Source organism: Rothia nasimurium (genome assembly GCF_928382285.1).
In the GTDB taxonomy this organism is placed as follows: Bacteria; Actinomycetota; Actinomycetes; order Actinomycetales; family Micrococcaceae; genus Rothia; species Rothia nasimurium_E.
In genome coordinates, this window is the sequence record NZ_CAKMSS010000002.1 from 111,345 (window position 1) to 135,268 (window position 23,924).

General features: G+C 61.8%; 20 protein-coding genes and 2 tRNA genes. 10 read left to right on the plus strand and 12 right to left on the minus strand.

Annotated features, from left to right (window positions below):
• Window positions 1-82 precede the first annotated feature (82 nt).
• Both ilvN and L6758_RS03405 read right to left on the minus strand, forming a co-directional pair.
• Window positions 83-592, minus strand: a complete 510-nt coding sequence (gene ilvN, locus L6758_RS03400; protein WP_185174490.1) for an acetolactate synthase small subunit — start codon at window positions 590-592, stop codon at window positions 83-85.
• The gene (locus L6758_RS03405) at window positions 589-2,427 is read right to left on the minus strand and encodes an acetolactate synthase large subunit (protein ID WP_272878554.1); all 1,839 of its coding nucleotides are present in this window, start codon (window positions 2,425-2,427) and stop codon (window positions 589-591) included. Before L6758_RS03405 ends, ilvN begins: the two co-directional genes overlap by 4 nt.
• Window positions 2,428-2,856: 429 nt before the next feature.
• On the opposite strand from L6758_RS03405, the gene L6758_RS03410 reads away from it, so the two are divergent.
• The gene (locus tag L6758_RS03410; RefSeq protein ID WP_237204498.1) at window positions 2,857-3,309 is read left to right on the plus strand and encodes a hypothetical protein; all 453 of its coding nucleotides are present in this window, start codon (window positions 2,857-2,859) and stop codon (window positions 3,307-3,309) included.
• A 121-nt stretch (window positions 3,310-3,430) separates the two neighbouring features.
• Here L6758_RS03410 and L6758_RS03415 read toward each other — a convergent pair.
• A tRNA-Lys gene (locus L6758_RS03415) sits at window positions 3,431-3,503 on the minus strand.
• 168 nt (window positions 3,504-3,671) lie between these two features.
• Entirely contained in the window at window positions 3,672-4,286 is a 615-nt protein-coding gene (locus L6758_RS03420; protein ID WP_237198552.1) for a MarR family winged helix-turn-helix transcriptional regulator, read from the minus strand.
• Window positions 4,287-4,485: 199 nt separating this feature from the next.
• Between L6758_RS03420 and bcp the strand changes: the two genes are divergently transcribed.
• From bcp to L6758_RS03460, 8 genes are all read left to right on the plus strand, one after another.
• Entirely contained in the window at window positions 4,486-4,956 is a 471-nt protein-coding gene (gene bcp, locus L6758_RS03425) for a thioredoxin-dependent thiol peroxidase (RefSeq protein ID WP_237204499.1), read from the plus strand.
• Between the two features lie 73 nt (window positions 4,957-5,029).
• A tRNA-Leu gene (locus L6758_RS03430) sits at window positions 5,030-5,111 on the plus strand.
• Between the two features lie 116 nt (window positions 5,112-5,227).
• Complete coding sequence (locus tag L6758_RS03435) at window positions 5,228-6,955, plus strand: ABC transporter substrate-binding protein (protein ID WP_237204500.1); 1,728 nt, start codon at window positions 5,228-5,230, stop codon at window positions 6,953-6,955.
• A gap of 161 nt (window positions 6,956-7,116) precedes the next feature.
• On the plus strand, window positions 7,117-8,595 hold the full coding sequence (locus L6758_RS03440) for a malate:quinone oxidoreductase (protein WP_272878555.1): 1,479 nt from the start codon (window positions 7,117-7,119) through the stop codon (window positions 8,593-8,595).
• A gap of 177 nt (window positions 8,596-8,772) precedes the next feature.
• Entirely contained in the window at window positions 8,773-9,879 is a 1,107-nt protein-coding gene (locus L6758_RS03445) for a YihY/virulence factor BrkB family protein (RefSeq protein WP_237204501.1), read from the plus strand.
• 5 nt (window positions 9,880-9,884) lie between these two features.
• Complete coding sequence (locus tag L6758_RS03450) at window positions 9,885-10,718, plus strand: alpha/beta fold hydrolase (protein WP_237204502.1); 834 nt, start codon at window positions 9,885-9,887, stop codon at window positions 10,716-10,718.
• Window positions 10,719-10,778: 60 nt separating this feature from the next.
• On the plus strand, window positions 10,779-11,870 hold the full coding sequence (locus tag L6758_RS03455) for an S-(hydroxymethyl)mycothiol dehydrogenase (protein ID WP_237198547.1): 1,092 nt from the start codon (window positions 10,779-10,781) through the stop codon (window positions 11,868-11,870).
• 11 nt (window positions 11,871-11,881) lie between these two features.
• Entirely contained in the window at window positions 11,882-12,529 is a 648-nt protein-coding gene (locus L6758_RS03460; protein ID WP_237204503.1) for an MBL fold metallo-hydrolase, read from the plus strand.
• A 93-nt stretch (window positions 12,530-12,622) separates the two neighbouring features.
• Here the strand turns inward: L6758_RS03460 and L6758_RS03465 are convergent, their stop codons facing one another.
• Genes L6758_RS03465 through L6758_RS03475 form a run of 3 tightly spaced genes read right to left on the minus strand, consistent with a single transcriptional unit; the run spans window position 12,623 to window position 18,297 of the window.
• On the minus strand, window positions 12,623-14,011 hold the full coding sequence (locus L6758_RS03465; protein ID WP_237204504.1) for an MFS transporter: 1,389 nt from the start codon (window positions 14,009-14,011) through the stop codon (window positions 12,623-12,625).
• A complete protein-coding gene (locus L6758_RS03470; protein ID WP_237204505.1) occupies window positions 14,008-17,151 on the minus strand; it encodes an AAA family ATPase in 3,144 nt (1,047 codons plus the stop codon). The genes L6758_RS03465 and L6758_RS03470 overlap by 4 nt, the downstream gene beginning before the upstream one ends.
• On the minus strand, window positions 17,152-18,297 hold the full coding sequence (locus tag L6758_RS03475; RefSeq protein WP_237204506.1) for an exonuclease SbcCD subunit D: 1,146 nt from the start codon (window positions 18,295-18,297) through the stop codon (window positions 17,152-17,154).
• 48 nt (window positions 18,298-18,345) lie between these two features.
• Here L6758_RS03475 and L6758_RS03480 point away from each other — a divergent pair, with 48 nt between their 5' ends.
• Entirely contained in the window at window positions 18,346-19,491 is a 1,146-nt protein-coding gene (locus L6758_RS03480; protein WP_237204507.1) for an ADP-ribosylglycohydrolase family protein, read from the plus strand.
• 130 nt (window positions 19,492-19,621) lie between these two features.
• Here the strand turns inward: L6758_RS03480 and L6758_RS03485 are convergent, their stop codons facing one another.
• The 5 genes from L6758_RS03485 to murI all read right to left on the minus strand — a co-directional run bounded on the left by L6758_RS03485 (window position 19,622) and on the right by murI (window position 23,875).
• Entirely contained in the window at window positions 19,622-20,503 is an 882-nt protein-coding gene (locus L6758_RS03485) for a phosphotransferase (protein ID WP_237204508.1), read from the minus strand.
• 21 nt (window positions 20,504-20,524) lie between these two features.
• The gene (gene rdgB / locus L6758_RS03490; protein WP_237204509.1) at window positions 20,525-21,157 is read right to left on the minus strand and encodes an RdgB/HAM1 family non-canonical purine NTP pyrophosphatase; all 633 of its coding nucleotides are present in this window, start codon (window positions 21,155-21,157) and stop codon (window positions 20,525-20,527) included.
• Window positions 21,157-21,906 carry a ribonuclease PH gene (gene rph, locus L6758_RS03495; RefSeq protein ID WP_272878731.1) on the minus strand — a complete coding sequence of 250 codons (750 nt, stop codon included), beginning with the start codon at window positions 21,904-21,906 and terminating at the stop codon, window positions 21,157-21,159. Before rph ends, rdgB begins: the two co-directional genes overlap by 1 nt.
• Before the next feature lie 99 nt (window positions 21,907-22,005).
• Window positions 22,006-22,872, minus strand: coding sequence for an MBL fold metallo-hydrolase (locus L6758_RS03500; RefSeq protein ID WP_237204510.1), 867 nt, complete (start codon window positions 22,870-22,872; stop codon window positions 22,006-22,008).
• Between the two features lie 34 nt (window positions 22,873-22,906).
• Complete coding sequence (murI, locus tag L6758_RS03505; RefSeq protein WP_237204511.1) at window positions 22,907-23,875, minus strand: glutamate racemase; 969 nt, start codon at window positions 23,873-23,875, stop codon at window positions 22,907-22,909.
• Window positions 23,876-23,924: the final 49 nt, after the last annotated feature.

Consider the following 23,924-nt stretch of genomic DNA (forward strand, 5'->3'; position numbering starts at 1 on the left):
TTAGTCTCTAGCCTAGTAGGTTCGGCTGATTTTGAGACGCAGGTTTCATATTTTGGAACGATATTTTTGGGCGGCTCTTCGCCTAGCCGCGCAGGGCCTTTTCGCTCATGGAGCGAGGGCCGCGAGAAAGCCCGATGGTGCCAGCACGCACGATTTCGCGAACACCAAAGGGTTCAAGCACCTCAAGCAGGGCGTTAATCTTATTGGCCGAGCCGGTGGCCTCGATAATGACGGACTCGGTAGAGACGTCTACAATCTTGGCGCGGAAGAGGTCGGCGGCCTGGGTGACCTGGATGCGGGCTGCCGCGTCCGCCTTGACCTTGATGAGAATGTGGTCTCGCTGGGCCGACTGTTCGTCGGGCAGTTCCACAATCTTGAGCACGTGGATCAGCTTGTTGAGCTGTTTGGTGACCTGCTCTAGAAGCACCCCTTCTGCGTCCACCACTACGGTAATGCGGGAGATGCCGGGAACTTCGGTGGGGCCCACGGCCAGGGAGTCAATGTTGAACATGCGGCGGGCAAAGAGGCCTGAGACTCTGGCCAGCACGCCGGGCTTATCTTCTACAAGAACCGAGAGGGTGTGGCGGCTCATAGCATCTCCTCATCTTCGCCCCAGGAGGGTGAGATATCTTTAGCAATCTGAATCTGGTCGTTCGATACACCGGCGGGCACCATGGGCCAGACTAGGGCATCGGGGCTGACGTTGAAGTCTACGACGACGGGGCGGTCGTTGATCGCCAGGGCCTGCTTGATAGTTTCTTCTACATCTGCATCGCTCTCGCAGCGCAGGGCTGCGCAGCCGTAGGCTTCAGCCAGTTTGACGAAGTCAGGCACGCGCTCGGTACCCATGCCGGTCTTGAGGTGTGTGTTGGAGTAGCGACCATCGTAGAAGAGGTTCTGCCACTGGCGCACCATGCCCAAGGACGAGTTGTTGATAATGGCAACCTTGATGGGGATGTTGTTCTGCACGCAGGTGGCCAGTTCCTGGTTGGTCATCTGGAAGCAGCCGTCACCGTCAATAGCCCACACGACAGAGTCGGGGAAGGCAACCTTGACACCCATAGCGGCGGGGACGGAGAAGCCCATGGTACCCAGACCGGCTGAGTTGATGAAGTGGCGGGGGTTTTCGCTCTGGATAAACTGGGCTGCCCACATCTGGTGCTGGCCCACACCGGTGACGTAGTAGGCATCGGGGCCGGTGAGCTCGCTCAGCTTTTGGATGACGTACTGGGGGGATCCCAGACCATCGTCAGTCTTGGTGTAGCCCAGGGGGTAGGTTTCCTTGAAGCGGTTGACCAGCGTCCACCAGTCGGTCAGGTCGGGAAGTTCAGAGGCGAACTCACCTTCGAGAATCTCGTTGAGTTCGGGCAGCACGTAGCGTAGGTCCCCCACGATGGGTACGTCGGCAATACGAATCTTTGAGATTTCTGCGGGGTCTACATCGACATGGATGACCTTAGCGTGCGGAGCGAATTCTGAGACGACGCCGGTGACGCGGTCGTCAAAACGGGCGCCCAGGGCAATGAGCAGGTCAGACTTCTGCATGGCGGTTACAGCAGGAACCGTGCCGTGCATGCCCGGCATACCCAGGTTCTGGGGGTCTGAGTCGGGGTAGGCGCCGCGGGCGGTCAGGGTGGTGACGACGGGGGCGCCAGTGGTTTTAGCAAGCTTGAGCAGCTCGTCGGACGCTTCAGCGCGGACGACACCGCCACCCACGTAGAGGACGGGGCGCTGGGACTCGGTGATAAGCTTAGCCGCTTCGCGAATCTGCTTGGAGTGGCCGCGGGTCACGGGGTTGTAGCCGCGGGGGTCGGTGTTAGCGGGCGGCCAGGAGAAGTCCATCATGCCCTGCTGGGCGTCCTTGGTGATGTCAACGAGGACGGGGCCGGGGCGGCCGGTTGCGGCAATTTTGAAGGCGGTGGCGATGCAGCGGGGAATCTCCTGGGCATCGCGCACCATAAAGGAGTGCTTGGTGATGGGCATGGTCATGCCCACGATGTCGGCTTCCTGGAAGGCATCGGTGCCGATGACCTTTGAGGAGACCTGGCCGGTAATACAGACAATGGGCACAGAGTCCATGTTGGCGTCCGCAATGGCGGTGAGCAGGTTGGTGGCACCGGGGCCCGAGGTGGCAATAGCTACGCCGACCTTGCCGCTGGCGATAGCATAGCCTTCTGCAGCGTGCCCTGCCCCCTGCTCGTGGCGCACCAGGATGTGGTTGAGCTTTTCAGAGTCAAAGAGGGGGTCGTAGGTGGGCAGAATTGCGCCGCCGGGCAGGCCGAAGATATCGGTAACACCCAGTTCTTCGAGGGAGCGGACGATGGCCTGCGAGCCGGTCATACGCTCTACCGGTGAGGTTTCTGAGCTGCTACGGTTGCCCAGGTTTTTAGCTAGATCTGCAGGGTTGATGGGATTTCCCGCTGTCATTGGTGATCCTCGCGATGGTCTGAAGATGATCTTGTGTGTGAGCGGTGGGTGCGCCCGTTGGGTGTAGGTAGTGCCGGGTTGCGGATAAACCTAGAAAAAAACCCTCCGCTTGGTTGAGCGAAGGGTGCGCACGCCGTAAGACACATCAAAGACTTATGCTGCGCACTCGTTCACGAGTCGCACCACAAGAATAATCTGTGACTGTTGGCGTGTTGTCATACCCTTTATTCTTGGTGCTCGAGGGCACACCGGTCAAACCGGTCTTAGAATATGACACAGCCAGCTCACCCCTCAGACACCAACGGAGAGGGGTAAAGCGGTCTAGCCTGGTCAAACGACACAAACCTGCACATCGTCATTTAAAGACTTTTAGGCAATCAGTAGCACTTTTCTAGCCAAGACTTCAGCTATAGCACGTAGACTGATGGTATGACTGAACCCCAGCTCACCAGTAGTGAAATTGCCAAGGCCCTGCACACTGTCTTTGATAGTCAGATTATTAACTATGGGGCCTACAACCTGGTTTTTGCTACAGGTTCATCTATCTACCGCAACCCCGATTTGGCATCCCATCAGGAAGAAAACCAGAGCCACTTCCTTATCGGCTACAGGGATACCCCGCGAGAGGCCGTCATCGCCCCGCTCTCCCTACCCGAAGTTCGTGGCACCGGAACTCCCACTTCTATCGACAACACAAATGCCGCCCGCACCTTTAGCCTTTCAGAGTTTTCCTTTGGGTTAGAATCCACGAACGGCACCTCTTTTTCTCTCACCTTTGATCCCCACATGACCGTCCAGACAACAGAAGGTAGCGGCGTACTGGATCAGGCACTTGATATTGAAGATTTTAAGCGCGTCATCATTGAGGCCTGGGAGCTCTAGCCCTCCCCCAGGGTGAAGCCCGCACACAAAAGATTGGGTATCGTCTGAAGACTAGACGTAGATAAACCAGGATGAATAAAAAAGAAGCCCGACCGGCTAGCCGGTCGGGCTTCTTACGCTGTGCGCCCCCTGGGACTCGAACCCAGAACCCATTGATTAAGAGTCAATTGCTCTGCCAATTGAGCTAGAGGCGCATATTTACTTGTCAGACCGAGAACCTGTCTCAGCAGCGGGTTCTACTATACGCACCTTTCTTGAGGCGTGCAAGTCGAAAAGGGCGTTTGTGAGCACCTTCATAAAAAGCGTATATATACAGCCCATACAGAAGGCCTCCCGCCATATCAGCAGGAGGCCCAGAAGCACTATTTACGGTACTCAGCAATCATCTCTGGCGTAATAACGTCCATAACAGCGGTATTGACGCGCTCAACGATAGGCTCCGTGACATTAGCCTCGGGTACGTCGGCTTCTGCCGACGGAGCCTCTGCTAAAGATTTAGTGATAGCCCCAATCTGGGCGGTGTGCTCACCAGCAACATCATCGAGCACCTCGCTACCAGCATGGTGCTCGCTCAGGCCTTCAATAATGTGAATGAGCATTTCGCGAAATTCAGGGTTTGAGAGCTCGCCGGCAGATCCAAGCTTGCGGTCAATGTTCTCCGCTTCGGCCAGCACGCGCCGCCCCTCTTCGGTGATACCTAGAAGGTAGCTGCGGCGGTCAATAGTGTTACGGGTGCGGAAAACATGCCCGTGCGCTTCGAGTCGCGCAAGGGTCTTGCCCATGGTCTGGGCCTGCACACCCACAAGGGAGGCAACTTTCACCTGTGAAATCATGCCTTCGCGGGCAATGACGCCAAGAGCTGTTACGCCAGCATGGGTAAGCCCAAGTGACTTCAGCTGATCATTCCAGCTGTATTCCAGCATGCGCGCTGCAGTTGAGAGGAGTCGATTAATCGACCAATTACGAATTTCTGGCATAGCACCATTATAAGCATACTCAGCACTTATATGCCTAGACATGACAGGTGCTTGACATAATCAACTGTACACTGAGTAATTGTTGAACAACCCTGTTTTTCCGCTAAAAATCAGGGTTCCTTGCCCCTGATAAGCTGGTAGCAAGGCCGCAGCCCGGTAGGCTGCACCCCTTTTCTGTTCACCATGTGAAAGGACGCCCGTGGAACGACTTACTCCGGGAACCCCCGCACCCCAGTTCACCCTGCCCGCTGCAGGAGGTGGCACCGTCTCCCTGGCCGACTACGCAGGGCAGAAGGTCATCGTCTACTTCTACCCCAAGGCATCTACCCCCGGCTGCACCGCACAGGCCTGCGATTTTAGAGACAACCTGGCCTCGCTTACCTCGCACGGCTACGCCGTCCTGGGTATCTCGCCCGACAGCGTCAAGGCCCTCGATACTTTCACCGAGAACCAGGAGCTTACCTTCCCCCTGCTCTCCGATGAAGACCACGCGGTTGCGGAAGCCTACGGGGCATGGGGCGAAAAGAAAAACTACGGCAAGACCTATGTGGGCCTGATCCGCTCCACCCTCGTCATCGACGAGAAGGGAATGATTGAGGTCGCCCAGTACAACGTCCGGGCCAAGGGGCATGTTGCAAAGCTGCGCCGAGATCTAGGCATCGACGCCTAACCGCGACGGCCGTATTTAGCAAAACCTCTCAAGGTGTTGTAGCATAGACACTGTTGTGCTGACAGCACCGCATGCGCGAGTGGTGAAATTGGCAGACACGCAGGATTTAGGTTCCTGTGCCTTACGGCGTGAGGGTTCAAGTCCCTCCTCGCGCACACTGACGAAACACCCGTTCAGCCCGGTTTATCCACGGTTGGACGGGTTTTTTGATAACCAGAACCTGGCGGCCACAGCCTAGGCCAACGAGCCTCAGAACGAAGGGGATTCTCTTATGGCAGCACCAGCCCTCACCCGTCGCACCCTGCTTCACTACGGTTCCCTGCTGACCGCCGGCCTAGCCCTTTCCGCCTGTTCAACCTCCACCGAGGCCATCCCCGCGGCGTCCGCCTCCGCCACCGAGAGCGCAGGCCCCACCTTCCGTTTTGCCCAGGGCGCCCAGGTACTCACCCTTGACCCGGCAGCTACCTACCGGGTAGAAAGCCACCGCATCAGCGCCCAGATTCTAGAACCCCTGGTGCGGGCCGACGTCAACACCGGCGAGCCTGCCCCCTCTCTTGCCAAGAGCTGGGAGATTAGCGAGGATGGCCTCACCTACACCTTCACTCTGGTTGAGAACGCTACCTTTAGCGACGGCAGCCAGCTGACAGCGGATAGCGTCCTTGCCAACATCGAGCGCTGGTCTCGCCTGGGGAAGGCTCCGCTGACCCGAATGACCCAGCCCTTCCACCAGCTCTTTGGAACAGCCCAGGCAACCGATGGCAGCCAGCTAGGCTCCCTGGTCAGCAGCTGGTCAGCCCCCAGCGATACAAGCATTACCATTGTGCTAACCCGTCCCTCCCGCAGCTTCCTCAAGGCACTCACCCAGCCGGCCTACGGGCTGGTCTTACCCAGCACTATCGGGGCGGACGGCTACCTCACCGGCTCCCCCGTAGGCACCGGTGCCTTTACGCTGAGCTCCTGGGATGGCAGCACTGCCGTCCTCACCCGCAATAGCTCCTACCGGGGCCAGGCCCCCGACCTTGGCATCATCGAATTCCTCACTATCCCCGATGCCGAAAAGCGCTACTACAACCTGCTCGAAGGCAGCATCGATGCCTACGACCAGGTGGCCCTCAAGGACTACGTCCCCCTGGCCCTGGACGGGTATGCGGTGCAGTCCCGCGACCCCTACGCAATTGCCTATATCGGTATTAACCTCTCCCACCCGGCCTTCGACGACGCCCGGGTGCGCCAGGCCCTGGCCCGCGCCATCGACAGGGCCGCTATCGTCGAGGCCTACTACCCCCAGGGCACCAATACCGCGCCCGACTTCGTCCCCGCCCTCTTCCAGATGAAGAAAGAGGACATGGCGCAGGTCTATACCTATAACCTCACCCGCGCCCAGGAACTCCTGCGCGCCAGCACCTACGCCAACCAGGCCATTGATTTCTACTACCCGGTCAATCTCTCCCTGCCTTCCCTACCCTCGCCCGAAGGTATCTACTCGCTGATTTCGGCAAACCTGGTTGAGGCAGGCTTCAACATCGTGCCCAAACCCTACCGCTGGTCAGACGCCGGTACCGAGGACGTACCTACCGCCCACCCCGACTACGGGCTAGAACTGACCGGCTTTATCGGGGCCTTCCGCGACCCCACCGCCTTTCTGGGGCATGTGCTCACCCCGGCGGCGTCCGCCCCCACCACCATCAGCCAAGCCAGCCCGAGCGCCAGTGCCAGCGCCAGCCCCTCCCCCACCTCCACGGCAGCAGCCAACGAACCGACCAAGGCTACTGCCAACTACGCCAGTATCCGCCAGGCTATCGACGAGGCTGATACCCGCACCGATATCGCCGAATGGCGGGAAGCCTACAAGGACATTAATAACCAGGTAGCCAACCTGCTATCTGCAATTCCTCTGGCCTACCCTGTCTCGGGCGTTACCCAGGGCCAGAGGGTACGCACCTACACGGTGAGCGCCACCTGCATCGATGATTTCTCCACCGTGCACATCGACGACTAGCCCACCGCGGGCGTCCGCAAAAGTGCGTCAAAGAACCGTACGTGTTAGGTACGTCGCCCTATCTGTACTACGCTAAAGATGAGAACGGGGCCGAGCGGCTCCACCCCAGCCGGTGTCCAGCGTCGGGCACCACAGTCTTAGAGTGACGGAGTGTCAATCACGTGGCAAACGAAGTACAGACCGATGTCGTCCTAGTGGGCGGCGGTATTATGAGCGCAACCCTGGGCGTCCTACTCAAGGAAGTAGAGCCCACCTGGAATATCACCCTGCTGGAGCGTCTGGATCAGGTAGGCCAGGAGTCATCTAACCCCTGGAACAACGCTGGTACCGGCCACTCAGCGCTCTGCGAACTCAACTACGCCCCGGCAGGCCCCGACGGCACCGTAGACCCGGCCAAGGCACTGGGTATCAACGAGCAGTTCCAGGTTTCCCGCCAGCTCTGGGCCTCCCTGGTTGAAGAGGGCAAGATCAAGGACGCCAGCTTCATCAACCCCGTGCCCCACATGTCCCTGGTCTTCGGTGAAGACCACGTGCGCTACCTGGGCAAGCGTTTTGAGGCCTTCGAGAACCAGAAGCTCTTTGAGCGCATGAAGTTCTCGACCGACTTTGACCAGATTCGCCAGTGGGCCCCCCTGGCCGTTGAGGGCCGCGACCCCAACCAGAAGATTGCCGCCACCTGGTCACCCGAGGGTACCGACGTAGACTTCGGCAACCTCACCCAGCAGATGGTGGACTACCTGGTAGAGCAGGGCGTCACCGTCCAGTACGGCCAGCAGGTCACCAACCTCGAGCAGCAGAGCGACGGCAGCTGGCTGGTCAAGGTCAAGAATCGCCTCAACTCCGAGCACAGCCTGACCATTCGCGCTAAATTCGTCTTCCTGGGTGCCGGTGGCGGTGCCCTCAACCTGCTGCAGAAGTCAGGTATTAAGGAAGGCAAGGGCTTTGGTGGCTTCCCCGTCTCGGGCCTCTTCTTCCGCAACACCAACGAAGAAACCGCTCTCAAGCACAATGCCAAGGTCTACGGCCAGGCTTCGGTGGGTGCCCCGCCCATGTCTGTGCCCCACCTCGATACCCGCTACGTGAACGGCAAGCGTTCCCTGCTCTTTGGCCCCTACGCTGGTTTTAAGACCAACTTCCTCAAGCAGGGCTCCCTGCTCGATATGCCCCTCTCCCTGCGCCCGGACAACCTGCTCCCCATGATTCGTGCGGGCCTAGACAACGTGGATCTCACCAAGTACCTCATCGGTGAACTCCTCAAGAACCGCGACGAGCGCGTAGCCTCACTGCGCGAGTACTACCCCACCGCGGTAGCAGATGAGTGGGAGCTCATCACCGCCGGTCAGCGCGTACAGGTTATTAAGAAGGACGCCAAGAAGGGCGGCGTGCTGCAGTTCGGCACCGAACTCATTGCATCGGGCGACGGCTCCATCGCGGCCCTGCTCGGTGCCTCCCCCGGCGCCTCAACCGCCGCCCCCATCATGCTGACCCTGCTGGCCCGTTGCTTCCCCTCCAAGATGAACCAGTGGGAGCCCCGCATCAAGGAACTGGTACCCGGCTACGGCGTCAAGCTCAACGACAACCACGACCTGGCTGACGAGCTCTTTGCCCACACCGCCAAGGTGCTGGGTATCGATAACTAGCCCACCGGCGTCCGCCCACTACCGTGTGGGCTACCCTGTCTCATAGCTGCCCCGGCATCATGCGCCGGGGCAGCTACTGTTTTATCACGAAGCAGACGATCAGCCAGCTCAAAGGTTTATCATGCTACTGATAAGATGTTTACTGATTAAATCACCGCATGCCCAAAGGACGACACTATGGCTCTCAAAGAACAAACCATTAGCCGGGCGGTTACAGAGGAGGCCCACAAAGAGGCTCCCAAGCCCGCCAAGCTCTCAGATATGAGCGGCTCTAGCTGGAAGTACATCTTCAAGCGCGCCCTGAGCGAATTCACCAACGACGGCTGCACCGATCTGGCCGCCGCCCTGACCTACTTCACGGTGCTCTCTATCTTCCCAGGCCTACTGGCTGTGGTCTCCCTGCTGGGTGTCTTTGGGCAGGGCCAGCAGACCACCAACGCGATTCTCAACTTCCTTGAAGACTACGCCCCGGCTGAAATGCTGACCCTGCTGGAAGAGCCCATCACCCAGCTCACCAGCTCAAACGCCGCAGGTCTGGCCCTGGTCACCGGTGTGGTCGGCGCCCTCTGGACTGCCTCAGGCTATATCGGCGCCTTTGGCCGTGCCATGAACAAGATCTATGGTGTAGTAGAGGGTCGCCCCATCTGGAAGCTGCGCCCCTTCAACCTGCTGGTCACCGCCGCCATGGTACTGATTGTTGTTGCCATGATGCTGGTACTGCTTTCCTCTGAAGACGTGCTGACCACCCTGCAGAACGCCGTGCCCGCTATCGAACTCGGAGGCTTCATCGGCGTATGGATGTGGCTGCGCTACCCCATCATGCTGGTTCTGGCCGTTGTGCTCATTAGCCTGCTCTACTTCGCCACCCCCAACGTCAAGCAGCCCAAGTTCCGCTTCCTCACCCCCGGCGCCGCTATTGCCCTGGTCGTGATGGCTATTGCAGGTCTAGTCTTCACCTTCTACGTCTCAAACTTCGGCTCCTACAATGCCACCTACGGCCTGATCGGTGGCGTTATCGTGATGCTGCTGTTCATCTGGATCATGAACAATGTGCTGCTGCTCGGCGCCCAGATTGACGCTGAGATTCAGCGCGGCCGCGAGCTTCAGGCAGGCATCAAGGCCGAGGACGAGCTTCAGCTGCCCCCTCGCGATGACACCATGGCGATCAAGCAGCAGGAGAAGAAGGAAAACCTCATCGAAGAGGGCCGCAAGATTCGCCTGGCCCATAACGGTGTTGATTTCCAGCAGATGGCCGAGAAGCAGGAGAAGAAGGACTCCGAGTAGGCCCTATGTGCGAGCCCTGTCTTTCGGTCGAGATTTACTGTGCCCCCGTTGCTGGGGCGGACGCTCCGCCCCGGCTTCTTGAGGGCCAGCAGGTGGTGGCGGTGCACGGTTTTGCTTCCACCCCCGAGGTGACCTGGGAACGGACCGGTTGGGTTCGGCAGTTCCAGCGAGCAGGGGCAGATGTCCATCTGGTCACCCTGCCCTACCACCGGCTCGAAGAAGCAGGGCACGAAGGGGCAGGAAAGTCTAGCGGGCAGATAGCCGTCACCTGGCAGCAAGAAGGGCTAGTGGCCTCCCTGGGCACGGCCCTTGGCCAGGCTCTGGCAGATATAGATACACCGGTCCATCTGCTGGGCTATTCCCTGGGCGCCCGCATCTGCTGGCAGGTAGCGCTCAGCTCCCCGCACCTGGTACAGAGCCTGACGCTCGGAGGCCTGCCCCTAGCAACCCACCTCGATGAGGTGCAGTCCTATCTATCGGCGCCTTCCTCCGCCCCCCGCGCCTGCCTGCCAGAGGGACTCCAGGCTGTCCTCGACGCCAGCCCCCTGCCCCGCGCTGCGCTGACCGCTTTTACAGCCCAGCCGGTTGAGCCTTTCACACCGAACAAACTACCTACCTGCCCCACCCTCCTCTTTGCAGGCAGCGACGACACCCTAGCCACCGGGCTCCCTGCCCTTGCCGCGGCCCTGCCGCACCCGGCGTCCGCCTATCTGGAGCTAGCTGGCCGCGACCATATTAGTGCCCTGACCAGCGGGCAAGCCCGCCGGGCGTCCGCTGACTTCATGACCCGTCATGCGGTCTCACGAGCTGGCAGCGAGCCGGACCACACGGTAGCGTAGAGGGTAGCAGCAGGTAGCTACCTGCCGATATTTTTCCCCTCCCGCTATCGAAGGAGCCCCATGCACAAGGTCAAGGCCGTCGTCTCTCTGGCCAAGGATCAGCCCGTTGAAGTTGTTACCATCAATGTGCCCAACCCCATCAAGGGCGAGGCCCTAGTGAAGGTGCTCACCTGCGGTGTCTGCCAGACCGACCATCACTACGTCCAGGGCGGGGTCGGCAACGACTACCCCTACCTGCTGGGTCACGAGTCAGCCGGCATCGTCGAGGCGGTGGGCGAGGGCGTCACCAACGTTGCCCCCGGCGACCTGGTCATTCTCAACTGGCGGGCTGTCTGCGGCGAGTGCCGAGCCTGTAAGAAGGGCAAGCCCCAGTACTGCTTCGCCACCCATAACGCCACCCAGAAGATGACCCTGGAAGATGGCACCGAGCTCTCCCCCGCTCTGGGTATCGGCTCCTTTGCCGAGAAGACCCTGGTAGCAGCCGGCCAGTGCACCAAGATTGATGCTGACCTGACCGAAGACCAGTACGCCGCTATCGGTCTGCTGGGCTGCGGCGTCACCGCCGGTCTGGGCGCTGTGCTCAACACCGGCGAGGTAGCCCGCGGCGAGTCAGTTGCCGTCATCGGCTGTGGCGGCGTAGGTACCGCCGCTGTTGCCGGCGCAAAGCTGGGCGGGGCAACCACCATCATCGCCGTTGATATCGACGATGAGAAGCTAGCCCGAGCCAAGGAGCACGGCGCCACCCACGTCATCAACTCTAAAAATCAGGACCCGGTAGCCGCTATCAAGGAGCTCACCGACGGCTTCGGTGCCGACCTGGTCATTGACGCTGTGGGCGTTGAAGCAACCTTCAAGCAGGCCTTTGAGGCCCGCGACCTGGCCGGACGCGTCGTGCTGGTGGGCGTGCCCGCCCCCGGCACCACCTGGCAGGCTCCCCTCGATGAGGTCTTCGGGCGCGGCGGCTCCATCAAGTCAGCCTGGTACGGCGACACCCTGCCCTCCCGCGACTTCCCCATGTTCGTGCAGCACTACCAGCTGGGCAACCTCGACCTGGACGGCTTCGTCTCAGAACGCATCAGCCTTGACCAGGTCAACGAGGCTTTCGAAACCATGAAGACCGGTAAGGTGCTTCGCTCGGTCGTTGAGCTCTAGGAGTTATCACCATGACAGAACGCATTGAACGAGTTGTCACTTCCGGCACCTTCTCCCTGGACGGGGGAACCTGGGACGTCGATAACAACGTCTGGATTATCGGCAACGACACTTCCGTGGTCATCATTGACCCCGCCCACGACGTCGATAAGATTTCAGCCAAGGTTGCAGGGCGCACCGTTGAGAAAATCCTGCTGACCCACGCCCACGACGACCACATCCGCTCAGCCAAGGAAGCCGCCGACCGCTTCGATGCCCCGGTCTACCTCAACCCGGCAGACCGTCCGCTCTGGGAGATGGTCTACCCCTCCTGGGACTTCGACGAAGACCTGGCAGAGGGCGATACCATTACCGTCGGCTCCACCGAGCTGAACGTCCTGGCAACCCCGGGCCACTCCCCCGGCTCCGTCTGTTTCTACGCCCCCACCCTCTCCTGGGAGAACTCAGAGGGCGTGCTCTTCTCGGGCGATACCCTGTTCAACGGAGGGCCCGGTGCCACCGGCCGCTCTTTCTCCAGCTTCGAGACCATCATCGAGTCAATCTCAACCAAGCTCTTGACCCTGCCCGAATCCACCGCTGTGCTCACCGGCCACGGGGACTCCACCGGCATCGGCCTAGAAGCCCCCGAACTCGAAAACTGGATCAAGCGCGGCCACTAGCCGCGAGGGCGTCCGCTCTCTCAACCTATACCAAGGGGCCCTACCGTCAGCTGACGGTAGGGCCCCTTGTGCTTGGAGTGATGAGAGGACGCACTAGGGCAGCAGGGCTAGGCGCTCCTCGTAGGTGCGACGCCACAAGAACCCGTAGAGATGCCCCAGGCAGAAGTAGATCGCAGCGGCGATGAGAGGAATAATCAGGGCCACCTGGTAGCTGTAGGAGCCACTCAAATCGGCTGCCCACACGAACCCCACCGCAATACCGCCCAGGGAACAGGCCTGCAGGGTAGAAAGAGCCAGGTCCAGGTTTTTACGCACCGAGAGGCTGGTGGCCACCGAGTCCATGGTGACCAGGCAAATACCGTAGGCAAGACCCACGCTGATCAGAGGAATCACCATACCCATAGCAGAGGTGGGCAGAGACAGGGTCATGGCAGTGAGGGTCAGGCCCACCCCGCTCACCAGCCAGGCCCCCCACCCGAACATGGGCAGGCGCTCAAAGAGCACAAACAGGGCAGAGATAACCGCGCACAGACCGAGTAGGGCAATGAGGAAGCCGGTGACGCCTATCTGGTCGGTTGAAATGGCGTAGGCCACGATAGCTGCCTGGGTAGCGCCCAGGGATAGGCCCAAGCAGATGGTGCCTAGCTGGGGTATCCAGAGCAGGGAGCGGCTTACACCGCGCAGGGGCTTGCGGCGGTTGCCCCCGCTGACATCTCGGGTCTCAACCGGCAGGTTTTCCGGGCGCCACAGTAGCATGAGCAGGCCCAGCACATCGAGCACAATCACCGCGAAGAGGGCCGACTGGGCCGTCAAAAAGACCGTGGTCATACCGGCAATAACGGCACCGGCCGGTAGGGCGATGACGTCGAACATGGTTTCAAGCGAAATGGACGCGTTGAGCTTACGGCGGTCCTTGGTGGTGAGGTACTCGGCGCTCCAGTAGCTTCGCATCACTGCCCCCAGCGGCACGGTGGTCACTCCCGTCACCGCGCAGGCTGCGAGGAACCGGCCAATAGACCCGCTACTGGTCTCAGCAAAGTGCAGGGACTCCAGCATCAGCCACATCAGGGCCAGAATATTGAGCACTGTAACGGCAAAGAATATTCTTCGCTGGCCCCAGCGCTCAGAAATCGACCGATAGACCGGCACCATGAGAGCCGCACTCAGTCCCACCGTACCGGCGGCGTACCCGCCGAGGGTGGCCTCATTATTCTGCACGGCCAGCATCATCATCACCGCCAGCATCACCATAGCCGCGGGCAGGCGCATGAGCAGGGAGAAGAAGAGGAAGCGCCGGCCGTGGGCCAGCAGCAGGTCGCGAATACGGGTGCGGGCATACTCGGTTGAAATGCGCAGGCGGGCGACACTTTCGCTCACGTTATTCCGCAGGTCGGAGCCACTGGGCCACTGGCGGTCGCGCCGGTAGCCCAGCCCCGTGCGGGGAGAAGAGCTACGATTCTTGGGGTTACGGTGGGGGCTCACGCTGCTCCTGCATCTGCGACCAGGGATGAGCCCTGGGGCGAGCTTGTAAGGACGATGTGCTTGTTAATGCGGTTCTTCATCTCGGCTACATGCGAGATAAGGCCGATGACTCTCCCCCGCTCGCGCAGGGAGTCGATGGTGGTCATGACCTCTTCGAGGGTTTCATCGTCAAGAGAGCCGAAGCCTTCGTCAACGAAGAGGGTATCGATATCGATACCGCCGTTAGCCTGCTGCACGACGTCGGCAAGGCCCAGCGCCAGGGCCAGGGATGCCATGAAGGTTTCACCGCCCGAGAGGCTTTCGGGGCGGCGGCTGGCGTTGTGCCAGGCATCAAAGATATCGATGGCCAGGCCGGATTTCTTGTTGCGTCCCTCTGCCCGGTCGGTGTGTTCCAGACGGTAGCGGCCGTGGGTCATTTTTTCGAGGTGCTCGCTGGCTGCCTCGGCGACCTCGGCGAGCTGGTAGGCCAGCACGTAGGACGTCAGCGTCATGTGCAGGCGGTTATCGCTGCCGGGGGCCGCTGTGGCGGTCGCTGCGAGTTCATGTTTGAGGTGGGCGTCTTCGAGTAGCAGGCGGCTCTTTTCTAGGGTTGCTTCGAGTAGGCTCAGCACCTCGTGCAGCTCCTCGCGGGCACCTGTCAGGCGGGTGGTATGGCTAATGAAGCTATCGCGCTGGGCGCTGAGCTGGGCGATAGCTGCCTTGAGCTGGGCTAGCTGTTCGGGGGCAGGGGGTTGGCCGCCGTCCGCCTGGAGCTGGGCGATGGCTGCCAGGGCGGGGCTAGTGAGCTGGGCTGTGACTGCCAGGGTACGGTCGCGGTGGGTGGTGATCTGCTGCTCTAGCTGGCCGACCTGGGCCTTGGTGAGTAGCTGGGCTTTTACCTGCTGGGCGTCCTTGAGCTGGGCCTCTTGTAGGGCTTTGTTTAGTTCTTCCTGGGCGGACGCCTGGGCTTGGGCCTGCCGCTCCCGATCGGCGTAGGCGGCGAGCAAGGTGGGCAGCTGCCTGGTCAGCCGGTTGAGGGTGGCGATACGGCCGGCGAAGCCGGGGCCCTGTCGGTGGGGGGCCAGCTCGGCTTCAAGACTTTCTCGCTGGCCGGTGAGCTGCTGCAGTTTGGCTTCTTCGCTCGTGTGCTGGCGTTCGGCTTCGGCCAGGTCTGCCCGGCTGGTCTCAAGAGTTTCTTCGGCGGTTGCGATGCGCTGGGCGAGGGCCTTGCGGTGGGCGACCTCAGCCTGGGCCTGGCTGAGGCTCTCCTGGGCAGAGGTCAGGGCTGCCCGGGCTTCTTCGGGTTCGGGGGTGCCCAACTCTACCAACTGGTCGAGGGTGCTCTGGGCTGCGCTCAGGGCGGCGAGCGCCTGCTGGGCTTTTGCTTCTGCCGCGTCGCGCTGGTGCTTGGCGCGGGTGAGGGCTTCTTCGGTGACGGGTGGGGTGTCCTGGTCGTAGCTGGCGGGGGCGGGGTGGTCTGTGGAGCCGCAGACGCTACAGGGTTGGCCGTCGGTGAGGGCTTCGGCCAAGATTTGGGCGGCTGAGTCAAAGCGCTGGCGCTGTAGGGTTTCGGCCTGGGCGGACGCCTTTCGTCGGCTTTCTTCGGCCCCTTGGGAGGCCCGCTGGGCGGCTTCTAGACTGGTGCGGGCCTGGGTCAGGCGGTCGGCGGCGGTGACCCGGTCACGGGCCTGGGCCAGCAGGGCGCGGGCGGCTTCTTCGCGGGCGGTAGCCTGCTCGGTTTTCTCGTAGTCCTGGCGCTGCTGGGCGAGGCTCTGCTGAGCTTCTTCCAGGGCCTGGGTGAGCTGGGTGCGGCGGACGATCAGGCCCTTGAGGTTGCTGGTGCTGGCCTGCGCCTGAGCGGCCAGGTTGGCGATGTCTTTTTCTGCCTGCTGGTAGCGGGTGAGCTGGTCGATGTGGGCGCTGGTGAGTTCGCTTAGCTGCTGGCTGGCATCGTCGGTGAGGGGGGTCTCAAGGGCGTCCTGGGCTTGGGTGAGCAGGTTGTATTCGAGGGCGGTTTCGGTGAGGTTTTCCCGGGCGGACGCCAGGAGCCTACGGGTGCTACCCAGGTGGGTTTCTGCCCGCTCTACTGCCTGCTGATAGGCGGTTGCTGCCTGTTCAGCCGCTGTTACCCGAGGCAGAATCTCGGCAGCTACCCGGTGTTCCTCAAGGCGGGTGCGGCTGGCAGCTATCTGGCTCTCCTCGTTTGCCAGGATTTCCTGTTCCTGGGTGAGCTTGAGGAAGGTCTCCCAGTCTTTTTGCAGCTGGGCGGTTTCGGTGTGCTCGTTTGCCAGTGTTTCGAGGTCATGGGCGGTTTTATCCCGCCGCTCTTCTAGACTCTGAATGAGGTCTGCTAGCTGGCTGAGTACCTGGCGCAGGTGGCCGGGCAGGTCCGCTACAGGGGCAGGTTCGGTGTCTTCTGGTGTGGAAGAGCTTTCGGTGCCTTCGTTCTCCTCTTGCCCCAGGGCCCGTTGTGCCTGGTCGGCCCGGGCGGCCTGCTCGGCACGTTCTGCCCGCTGCTCTAGCACCCGCAGATCCTGCTGGGCTGCCTCGGCTGCCGCGGCGGCGTCCTTGGCATATCTGTGGAGCAGGTCCTGTACCTTCTCGAAGTCCTCGGTGCCAAAGAGCTGCTTGAGCAGCTGCTCCCGTTCCCCAGAGGTAGCGACCAGGAAACGCTGGAACTGCCCCTGGGGCAGCAGCATGACCTGGTTAAACTGTTGGGCGTTAAGACCCAGCACAGAGAGCATGAAATCGCCGGCGTCCTTGTGGCGGGTGATGGCCGGGTCTGGTTCCCAGCTGCCGGTGGCGGCATCGAACTTCTCGATCAGGGTCTTGGCCGGCTCGGTAGTGATGCCCTCACCGCGTTTCTTGGGGCGCTCGTAGGCCGGGCTACGGTCGATCCGGTAGCGGTCGGTGCCGATGGTGCAATCCAGCAGCACCCGGGGCTGCACATGGGGGTCAGCAAAACGGGATTTCAGGTCGGTGCGCCCCGATGAGGTGGAGCCGTAAAGGGCGTAGCAGATGGCATCGAGAATAGATGACTTACCCGAGCCAGTAGGGCCGTTGAGCAGGAAGATGCCCTCTCGGTTGAGGTCGTCAAAGTCGATGGTGACGGTTCCCGGGAAGGGGCCGTAGGCGGTCAGTTCTAGTCGGTGAATTCGCATTTAGTCGCTCGCTCCCCTGGTGCGGGCCTGGTCTAGGACGTCGGTGAGATAGGTGGCTTCAGCCTCGTTGAGGGCACGACCGCGCACATGCTCGTAGAAGGACTCGCAGATAGCCTGAACGCTCTGACTCTCGCGGGTGCGGCGGTAGCTGTGCTCTTGGCTTCTCTCAGCGCCTTCGGGGGCGAAGAAAAGTTCCTGGACATGCTCGTAGTGGGCTTTGAGCCTATCGAGGGCAGCGGCTGGGCGCTCAGCGTCGGTCAGGGTAATACTGACAAAAGCCCGGCCGTAGGCCGCCACGGTGCTTTCGGCAAGCACCTCGTCGAGAGTGCCTTTGAGGGTTTTGAGCACAAGGTGGGTCTGCCAGGTATGTTCGTTCACCTCAATAGCGCCGTCAGGGGCTACATCGATGATCCAGGCCCCCTTACGGTGGTTTTGCTCGCTGAAAGAATAGGCCAACAGAGAGCCGGAATACCTGACGGTATCGGCAACCTTCTGCCGCCCGTGCAGATGCCCCAGGGCTGTATAGCTGGCAGCGGCAAAAGTGCTCACCGGCACCTGCTGTACCCCGCCCACCGAGATATCGCGTTCTGACTCTGAAGACTCTGAACCCGTGGCAAAGCAGTGGGCAAGAACCACCGTGGCGGCAACCTGGCGGGTGGCGGCGTCCTCTTCTACCCTCCTCATAGCTTCAGCCAGCACGCTCGCGTGGCTGGCCTCGGTGCCCCAGCGGGCAGCAATCGGGCGCGGCTCTAGGTAGGGTATGCCGTAAAAGGCCACCTCAACGCCCCCGGCGGACAGCAGGACGGGCTGGCCCACCTGGGTTTGCGAGGTCACCAGGTGCACACCCGCAACACTCAGCAAAGAAGAGCCAAAGCCCAGGCGAATAGCCGAGTCATGATTACCACTAGTTGCTACCACCTGCGCCCCGGCCTGCACCAGGCGGGTCAGGGTACGGTCAAAAAGTTGCACGGTCTCGGTGCGGGGCTGGGCCTGATCATAGACGTCCCCGCTGATCAGCACCACGTCAATACCCTGTTCCTGAACCAGGTTCACCAGCTCATCGAGCAGCTGCTCGGCATAGGAGTGCAGGGAGGTACCGTGAAAGGTGCGGCCCAGGTGCCAGTCTGAGGTGTGCAAGATACGCATACCACCAGTTTAGTGGTCCCGCTCTTACCCCGCTTTAGAATAGGGAGCATGACTTCTGTTTTTCCTGCCCCCGATGCCCTCTCCCCCGCCTACCGGTCGGCCCTGCGTGGCTCCCTGCTGGGTACCGCCCTGGGGGATGCCCTGGGCTACCCCCTAGAGACCAGCACCGCAGACCAGATTACTGAGCGCTGGGGTGGGCGTACAGGAGCCGACCTTATCGCGGCTATCGCCCGGGAACCCCTGCTGGTTTCAGACGACACCCAGCTCACCCTGGCAACCCTCGACGGGCTCACCGAGGTACTGGAGTGGAACAACGAGGGCCAGGCAGCCGACGAGCTGGCCTGCATCTGGCTAGCCTACCTGCGCTGGTACACCGGCACCGGCCACCCGGTACCCGAGACCGCCCCCTATTCTCTCCCCCGCCCCCTCGATGCGCTTCAGGTGATGCGCCAGCAGCGGGGCCCGGGCAAGGCCACCCTGGCAGCCCTTGCCACAGGGGAAATGCAGTTTATCTCTAAGAACATCAACCCGCAGGCCCTGGGCACCGGGGCGCTCATGCGCTCTGCCCCCTTCGGTTACCTGCCGGTGGCCGATGACGCTACCGTCATCAAGCTATCCGCCCACGCCGCGGCCCTCACCCACGGCCACCCCGAGGCCATCATCTCGGCGAGCGCCTACGCCCTGCTCATTCGCTATCTGCTGGGTAGCACCAGCCAGGGTACCGCGCAGGCTCCCCGCCCCGGTGTGCTTGAAGCATGCACCCAGCAGGTGCTGAACTGGCTGGGCACGGTGGAGCAAAGCCAGGCCCTACCCGGCGATGCCGCGCTCACCCGCACGGCGCTGGGCACCGCCGTCCGCCTGGCTCAGCAAGAAGCGCAGGTGGCGGACGCCTGCCCCCACTTCGGCGAACTCCTGGTGGCCCCCGATGTGCTCGGCTACGCCCTCTTCCTAGCCCTGCGGGCAGAGGCGGACGTCGCTACAGGGAAGCTGAACCAGCAGCAGGCAGTGAGGGAGGCCCTGGGGGCGGCAATTGCTGTCACCGGCGATTCAGATTCAATCGGGGCTCTGGTCGGCTCCCTGCTCGGAGCACTCTGGGGCGACGATACTTTCCCGGCAGACCTCGCCCCTGCTACCGACGCCGCAGAAGCCCTGAACCTGGTTGAGGTAGCCTGGTTCAAGCAGCTTGGGGTGTAGGTAAGGGCAGGCAGGCTCGCAGCGAAACTGCTGGCTGCGGGGCTGGCGTGAATCGCTTGTGAGCGCTAGCGAACCAGCGAGAGGGTCGGCAGTGAGCGTGAGCCTGCCTGCCCTTCTTTCGCTAGGGTTCCTAAGCTGCAAGCACCTCTGTGCGGTGGTCCAGGTACCATTCGTCAGCGCGTTCCACGGCCAGGCGTTGGATAGCTCCACCCATGCCGTTGCGCATGGTGTAGGCCAGGGACTGCAGCGGTAGCAGGCGGGCCACTATTTTGGCGCGTTCCAGCTGGGTATCGTCCAGTGCCTTGGCCAGGGAGTCCCAGCCGTAGAAGTTACCCAGGGCGGCGTGGTCAACGGCTGCGTCCCCTACAGAGGCGTGGTCCCAGTCAATAACGCCAACCAGTTTGTCGCCGTTCCAAAGAATATTGTGGCCGGCTAGATCGCCGTGGACGAGAACCGGTGAGGCAGGTTCCAGTTCCAGTACCCGGTCTATGGCTGCGTGGGCTATCTTCTGGGCGCCGGTGAGCAGCTGGGGTACGACCTGCTCGCGCAGGAGCTCCTCCCAGTTATCGCGCCCGCCCCAGTGCTCGTGCACCATGTCGAGGTAGGGCCCGTAGCCGCTGAAATCTACCGAGTGGATAGCTTTGACCAGGGTGGCAAGCTGCTTGGGTGGGGCCGAGCCCTGCAGGCGAGGCTCCCCCTTAATCCAGGTTAGCCCTACAGCGGTGAAGCCGTTCCGGGTGATAACCCGGGTGATGGGTCGGGGTACCGCAAAGGGAAGGTCCTGGGGTAGCCGCCGCAGAATCTCGGTGCGGCGGGCTACCAGGTGCCCGGTCTGCTGGGTTTTGGCGATACGCACACTCAGCTCCGCCCCCATGTTGACGATGATGTGGGCAGAGCCGGTGGTCCGGATGTCCCAGCGGTCGCGGGGAATGTTCAAACCGGCTTGCTCCATCACCGCCGTGACCACGGGAAGAGCCTTCATCTGTTCAATGAGTGTAAGGTGCGCTGCCATAGGGTACCTCGTACAGGATTGTTACTGGGCCAGGGCGGCCTGTAGGTGGGGAAGAAGCTTGGCTAGGGCCTGGCTCCGGTGGCTGATGGCATTCTTGACATCGGCGGGCACCTGGGCGCAGGAGAGGCCAGCGTATTCGCCGGTGAAACCGTCGGCTGCCAGGATCGGGTCATAGCCGAACCCGCCCTCACCGCGGGGCTCGCGCAGCAGGGTTCCGGCAAGCTCCCCCTCTTCCACGGCCTCTATACCTTCGGGGGTAACCATCGAGGCTGCGCAGACGAAGCGGGCGCGGCGGTGTTCATCGGCGATGTCTGAAAGCTGCGCTAAGAGCAGGTTGAGGTTGGCTTCATCGTCTCCGTGCTGGCCGGCCCAGCGGGCGCTGAAAATTCCGGGGGCACCGCCCAGCACGTCGACCGACAGGCCAGAATCATCGGCAATAGCAATCAGGCCGGTAGCCGCAGCTACCGCGCGGGCTTTCAGGAGGGAGTTCTGGGCAAAGGTAACGCCGTCTTCAACCACGTCGGGGGCACCTGCTGCACCAGCGTCGATCACCTCGGTGTCAACGTCCAGCCCCTCGATAGCGCCGCGCAGCATCTCGCGGAACTCGCGCAGTTTCCCCTGGTTGTGGGTGGCAAGAACGATTTTGGCGGGCATTAGTCCTCCAGGGCTTCGCGCTGGATCTGGGCTAGCTGCGCGGTGCCGTGCAGGGCTAAGTCGAGCAGGGAGTTCAGTTCGTCGCGGTCGAAGGGGGCGCCCTCTGCGGTTCCCTGAACCTCAACGAATTTGCCTTCGCCGGTGACGACCACGTTCATATCGGTCTCGGCGCGCACGTCTTCTTCGTAGGGCAGATCAAGCATGGGAGTGCCGTCGATGATGCCCACAGAAATTGCGGCAACAGAGCCGGTGAGGGGCTTAGCCTTGGCCGGGATAATGCCCTGGGTCTGGGCCCACTTGATGGCGTCGGCCAGGGCGATGTAGGCGCCGGTGATAGCGGCGGTGCGGGTGCCGCCGTCCGCCTGGAGCACATCGCAGTCGAGCACGATGGTGTTCTCGCCCAGCTCGGCGGTGTCGATGACGGCGCGCAGGGAGCGGCCAATCAGTCGAGAAATTTCGTGGGTGCGGCCGCCAATCTTGCCCTTGACCGATTCACGGGAGTTACGGGTGTTGGTAGCGCGTGGCAGCATGGCGTATTCTGCGGTGACCCAGCCGGTGCCCTGGCCCTTGAGCCAGCGGGGCACGCCCTCGGTCAGTGAGGCGGTGCAGAGCACCCGGGTGTTGCCGAATTCGATGAGGGCCGAACCTTCGGCGTTCTTTGACCAGCCGCGGGTGACGGTGATGGGGCGGAGCTGGTCGGGGGTGCGGCCGTCGCCGCGCAGGGTGGGTGCTGCCATGTTTTCTGTCATGGTTTCAGCCTAGCGTCTGTTGCCCGGGGCGCACAAAAACACGGGCGCTTTTCTGCACCCGTGTTGTCTGCGTTGGCTACTTGTGGGCAGGGGCGGTAGCTAGCTCCCCTGGTGGCGGCTAATGACGTTGAGGGTGGTGGTCTGCGGGTTGCTGGCGTATTCCTCGGGGCTACGGCGGGGGTTGACCCGGTAGGTTGCCGAGGCCTCAGCCACCGATATCGGCCCGTCAAAAACGCTCTTGGCTTCGGCCAGAGCAACAGCGGGGTCGTTCCAGATGGGCAGGTGGGTGAGCAGCAGGTTGCGGACGCCTGCCTCGGCTGCCGCTTCACCGGCACGTTTGCCGGTCAGGTGGATGCCGCGCAGGGCGTCGTCGCGGCCCTCCTGGTAGGCCGCTTCGCAGAGGAAAAGGTCTGCCTCGCGGGCTGCTTCAATCAAGCCGATGCAGGAGTCGGTGTCGCCGGAGTAGGTGAGCACGGTCTTGCCTTCACCGGTTTCGCACTCGATGCGCAGGGCGTAGGGCTCCTTGGTGGGGTGTACGACTACGTGCGGGGTCACTGTGAAGGGGCCGATTTTGACCTCGGCGTGGTTGGTCCACTCGTGGAACTCAAACTCGGTGTGCATGCCCGGTTCGATGGGCAGGCCGTGGGTGTTGACCAGGTACTGGTGAATATCGCTGGGCCCGTAGAGGGGAATGGGTCCCTTAGACCAGCCGTTGGGGTTCCACTTGACCGCTACGTGCAGCCCTGAGAGATCGATGCAGTGATCGGGGTGCAGGTGAGAAATCAGGATGGCGTCGATATCTTCGAGGTTGATGTGGGACTGAAGGGTGCCTAGGGCGCCATTGCCCATATCAACGATAATGCGCCAGGTCTTTCCCAGGTCATCAATGGTCGAGACCATGTAGCAGCTGGCCGCTGCGTTGGGCCCGGGGAAAGAACCGGTACAGCCTATGACGGTCAATCGCATCAGTGGCCTTCCTTCTTCTGTGTGTGTCTGTGGGTTAGGGAGTGTCTGTGATGATGGTAATGCGCGGGGTGGTAACAGTCTGGGCGATGAGTTCAGGGGGAACGACGGCTAGGGAGCCGGTGGGGAATCGTTCTGCCACCGAGTTGGTGTGGCGCACCTTGGCGACCTCGGGGCCCAGGAAGCGGCGAGCTAAGTGCTCGAAGGTTTCGGTTTCGCCGGTGGCCAGGAATTCGTGGGAGGGCGGCAGGACGGCAGGGCGCTCTAGGCCAGCTCGCAGCAGGGCCTTATAGACGTCCTTAGCCGACTCTTCCGAGGACGACACGAGGGTAACGTCGTCCCCCATGATGTAGGAGATGACGCCGGTAAGCAGGGGGTAGTGGGTGCAGCCCAGCACCAGGGTATCGACCCCGGCATCCTTGAGCGGAGCCAGGTATTCTTCGGCGGTCTGGAGCAGTTCGGGGCCGCTGGTGATGCCCTTTTCCACGAACTCTACGAAGCGGGGGCAGGCCACGGAGTAGATTTCTAGGTCGCTCATGACCGAGAAGGTATCTTCATAGGCTCGGGAGGTCACCGTAGCTTCAGTGGCAATGACGCCGATTTTGCGGTTACGGGTTGCCGCCACCGCTCTGCGGGCGGCAGGCTGGATGACCTCAACCACCTGAATACCGTACTTGCGGGTGTAGCGCTCGCGGGCGTCCCTCAACACAGCAGCCGAAGCTGTGTTGCAGGCAATCACCAGGAGCTTGACCCCGGAGTCCACCAGCTCATCCATGATGCGCAGGGCGTGGGCCCGCACCTGGGCGATGGTCAGTGGCCCGTAGGGGCCGTGGGCGGTGTCCCCCACGTAAATAACCGACTCGTGCGGCAGCTGGTCCATAATGGCGCGGGCAACGGTCAGGCCACCCACTCCCGAATCGAACACGCCGATGGGGGCGCTTGGCGTGGGTTCGGCAAGCACCTGGCTACCCCAGGGGGTGACGAGTTTCGGGTTGGTTTCGCTCATTACACACCTGACATTAGCTAAAGGTTGAAGAAAACTGTAGGGCGCCCAT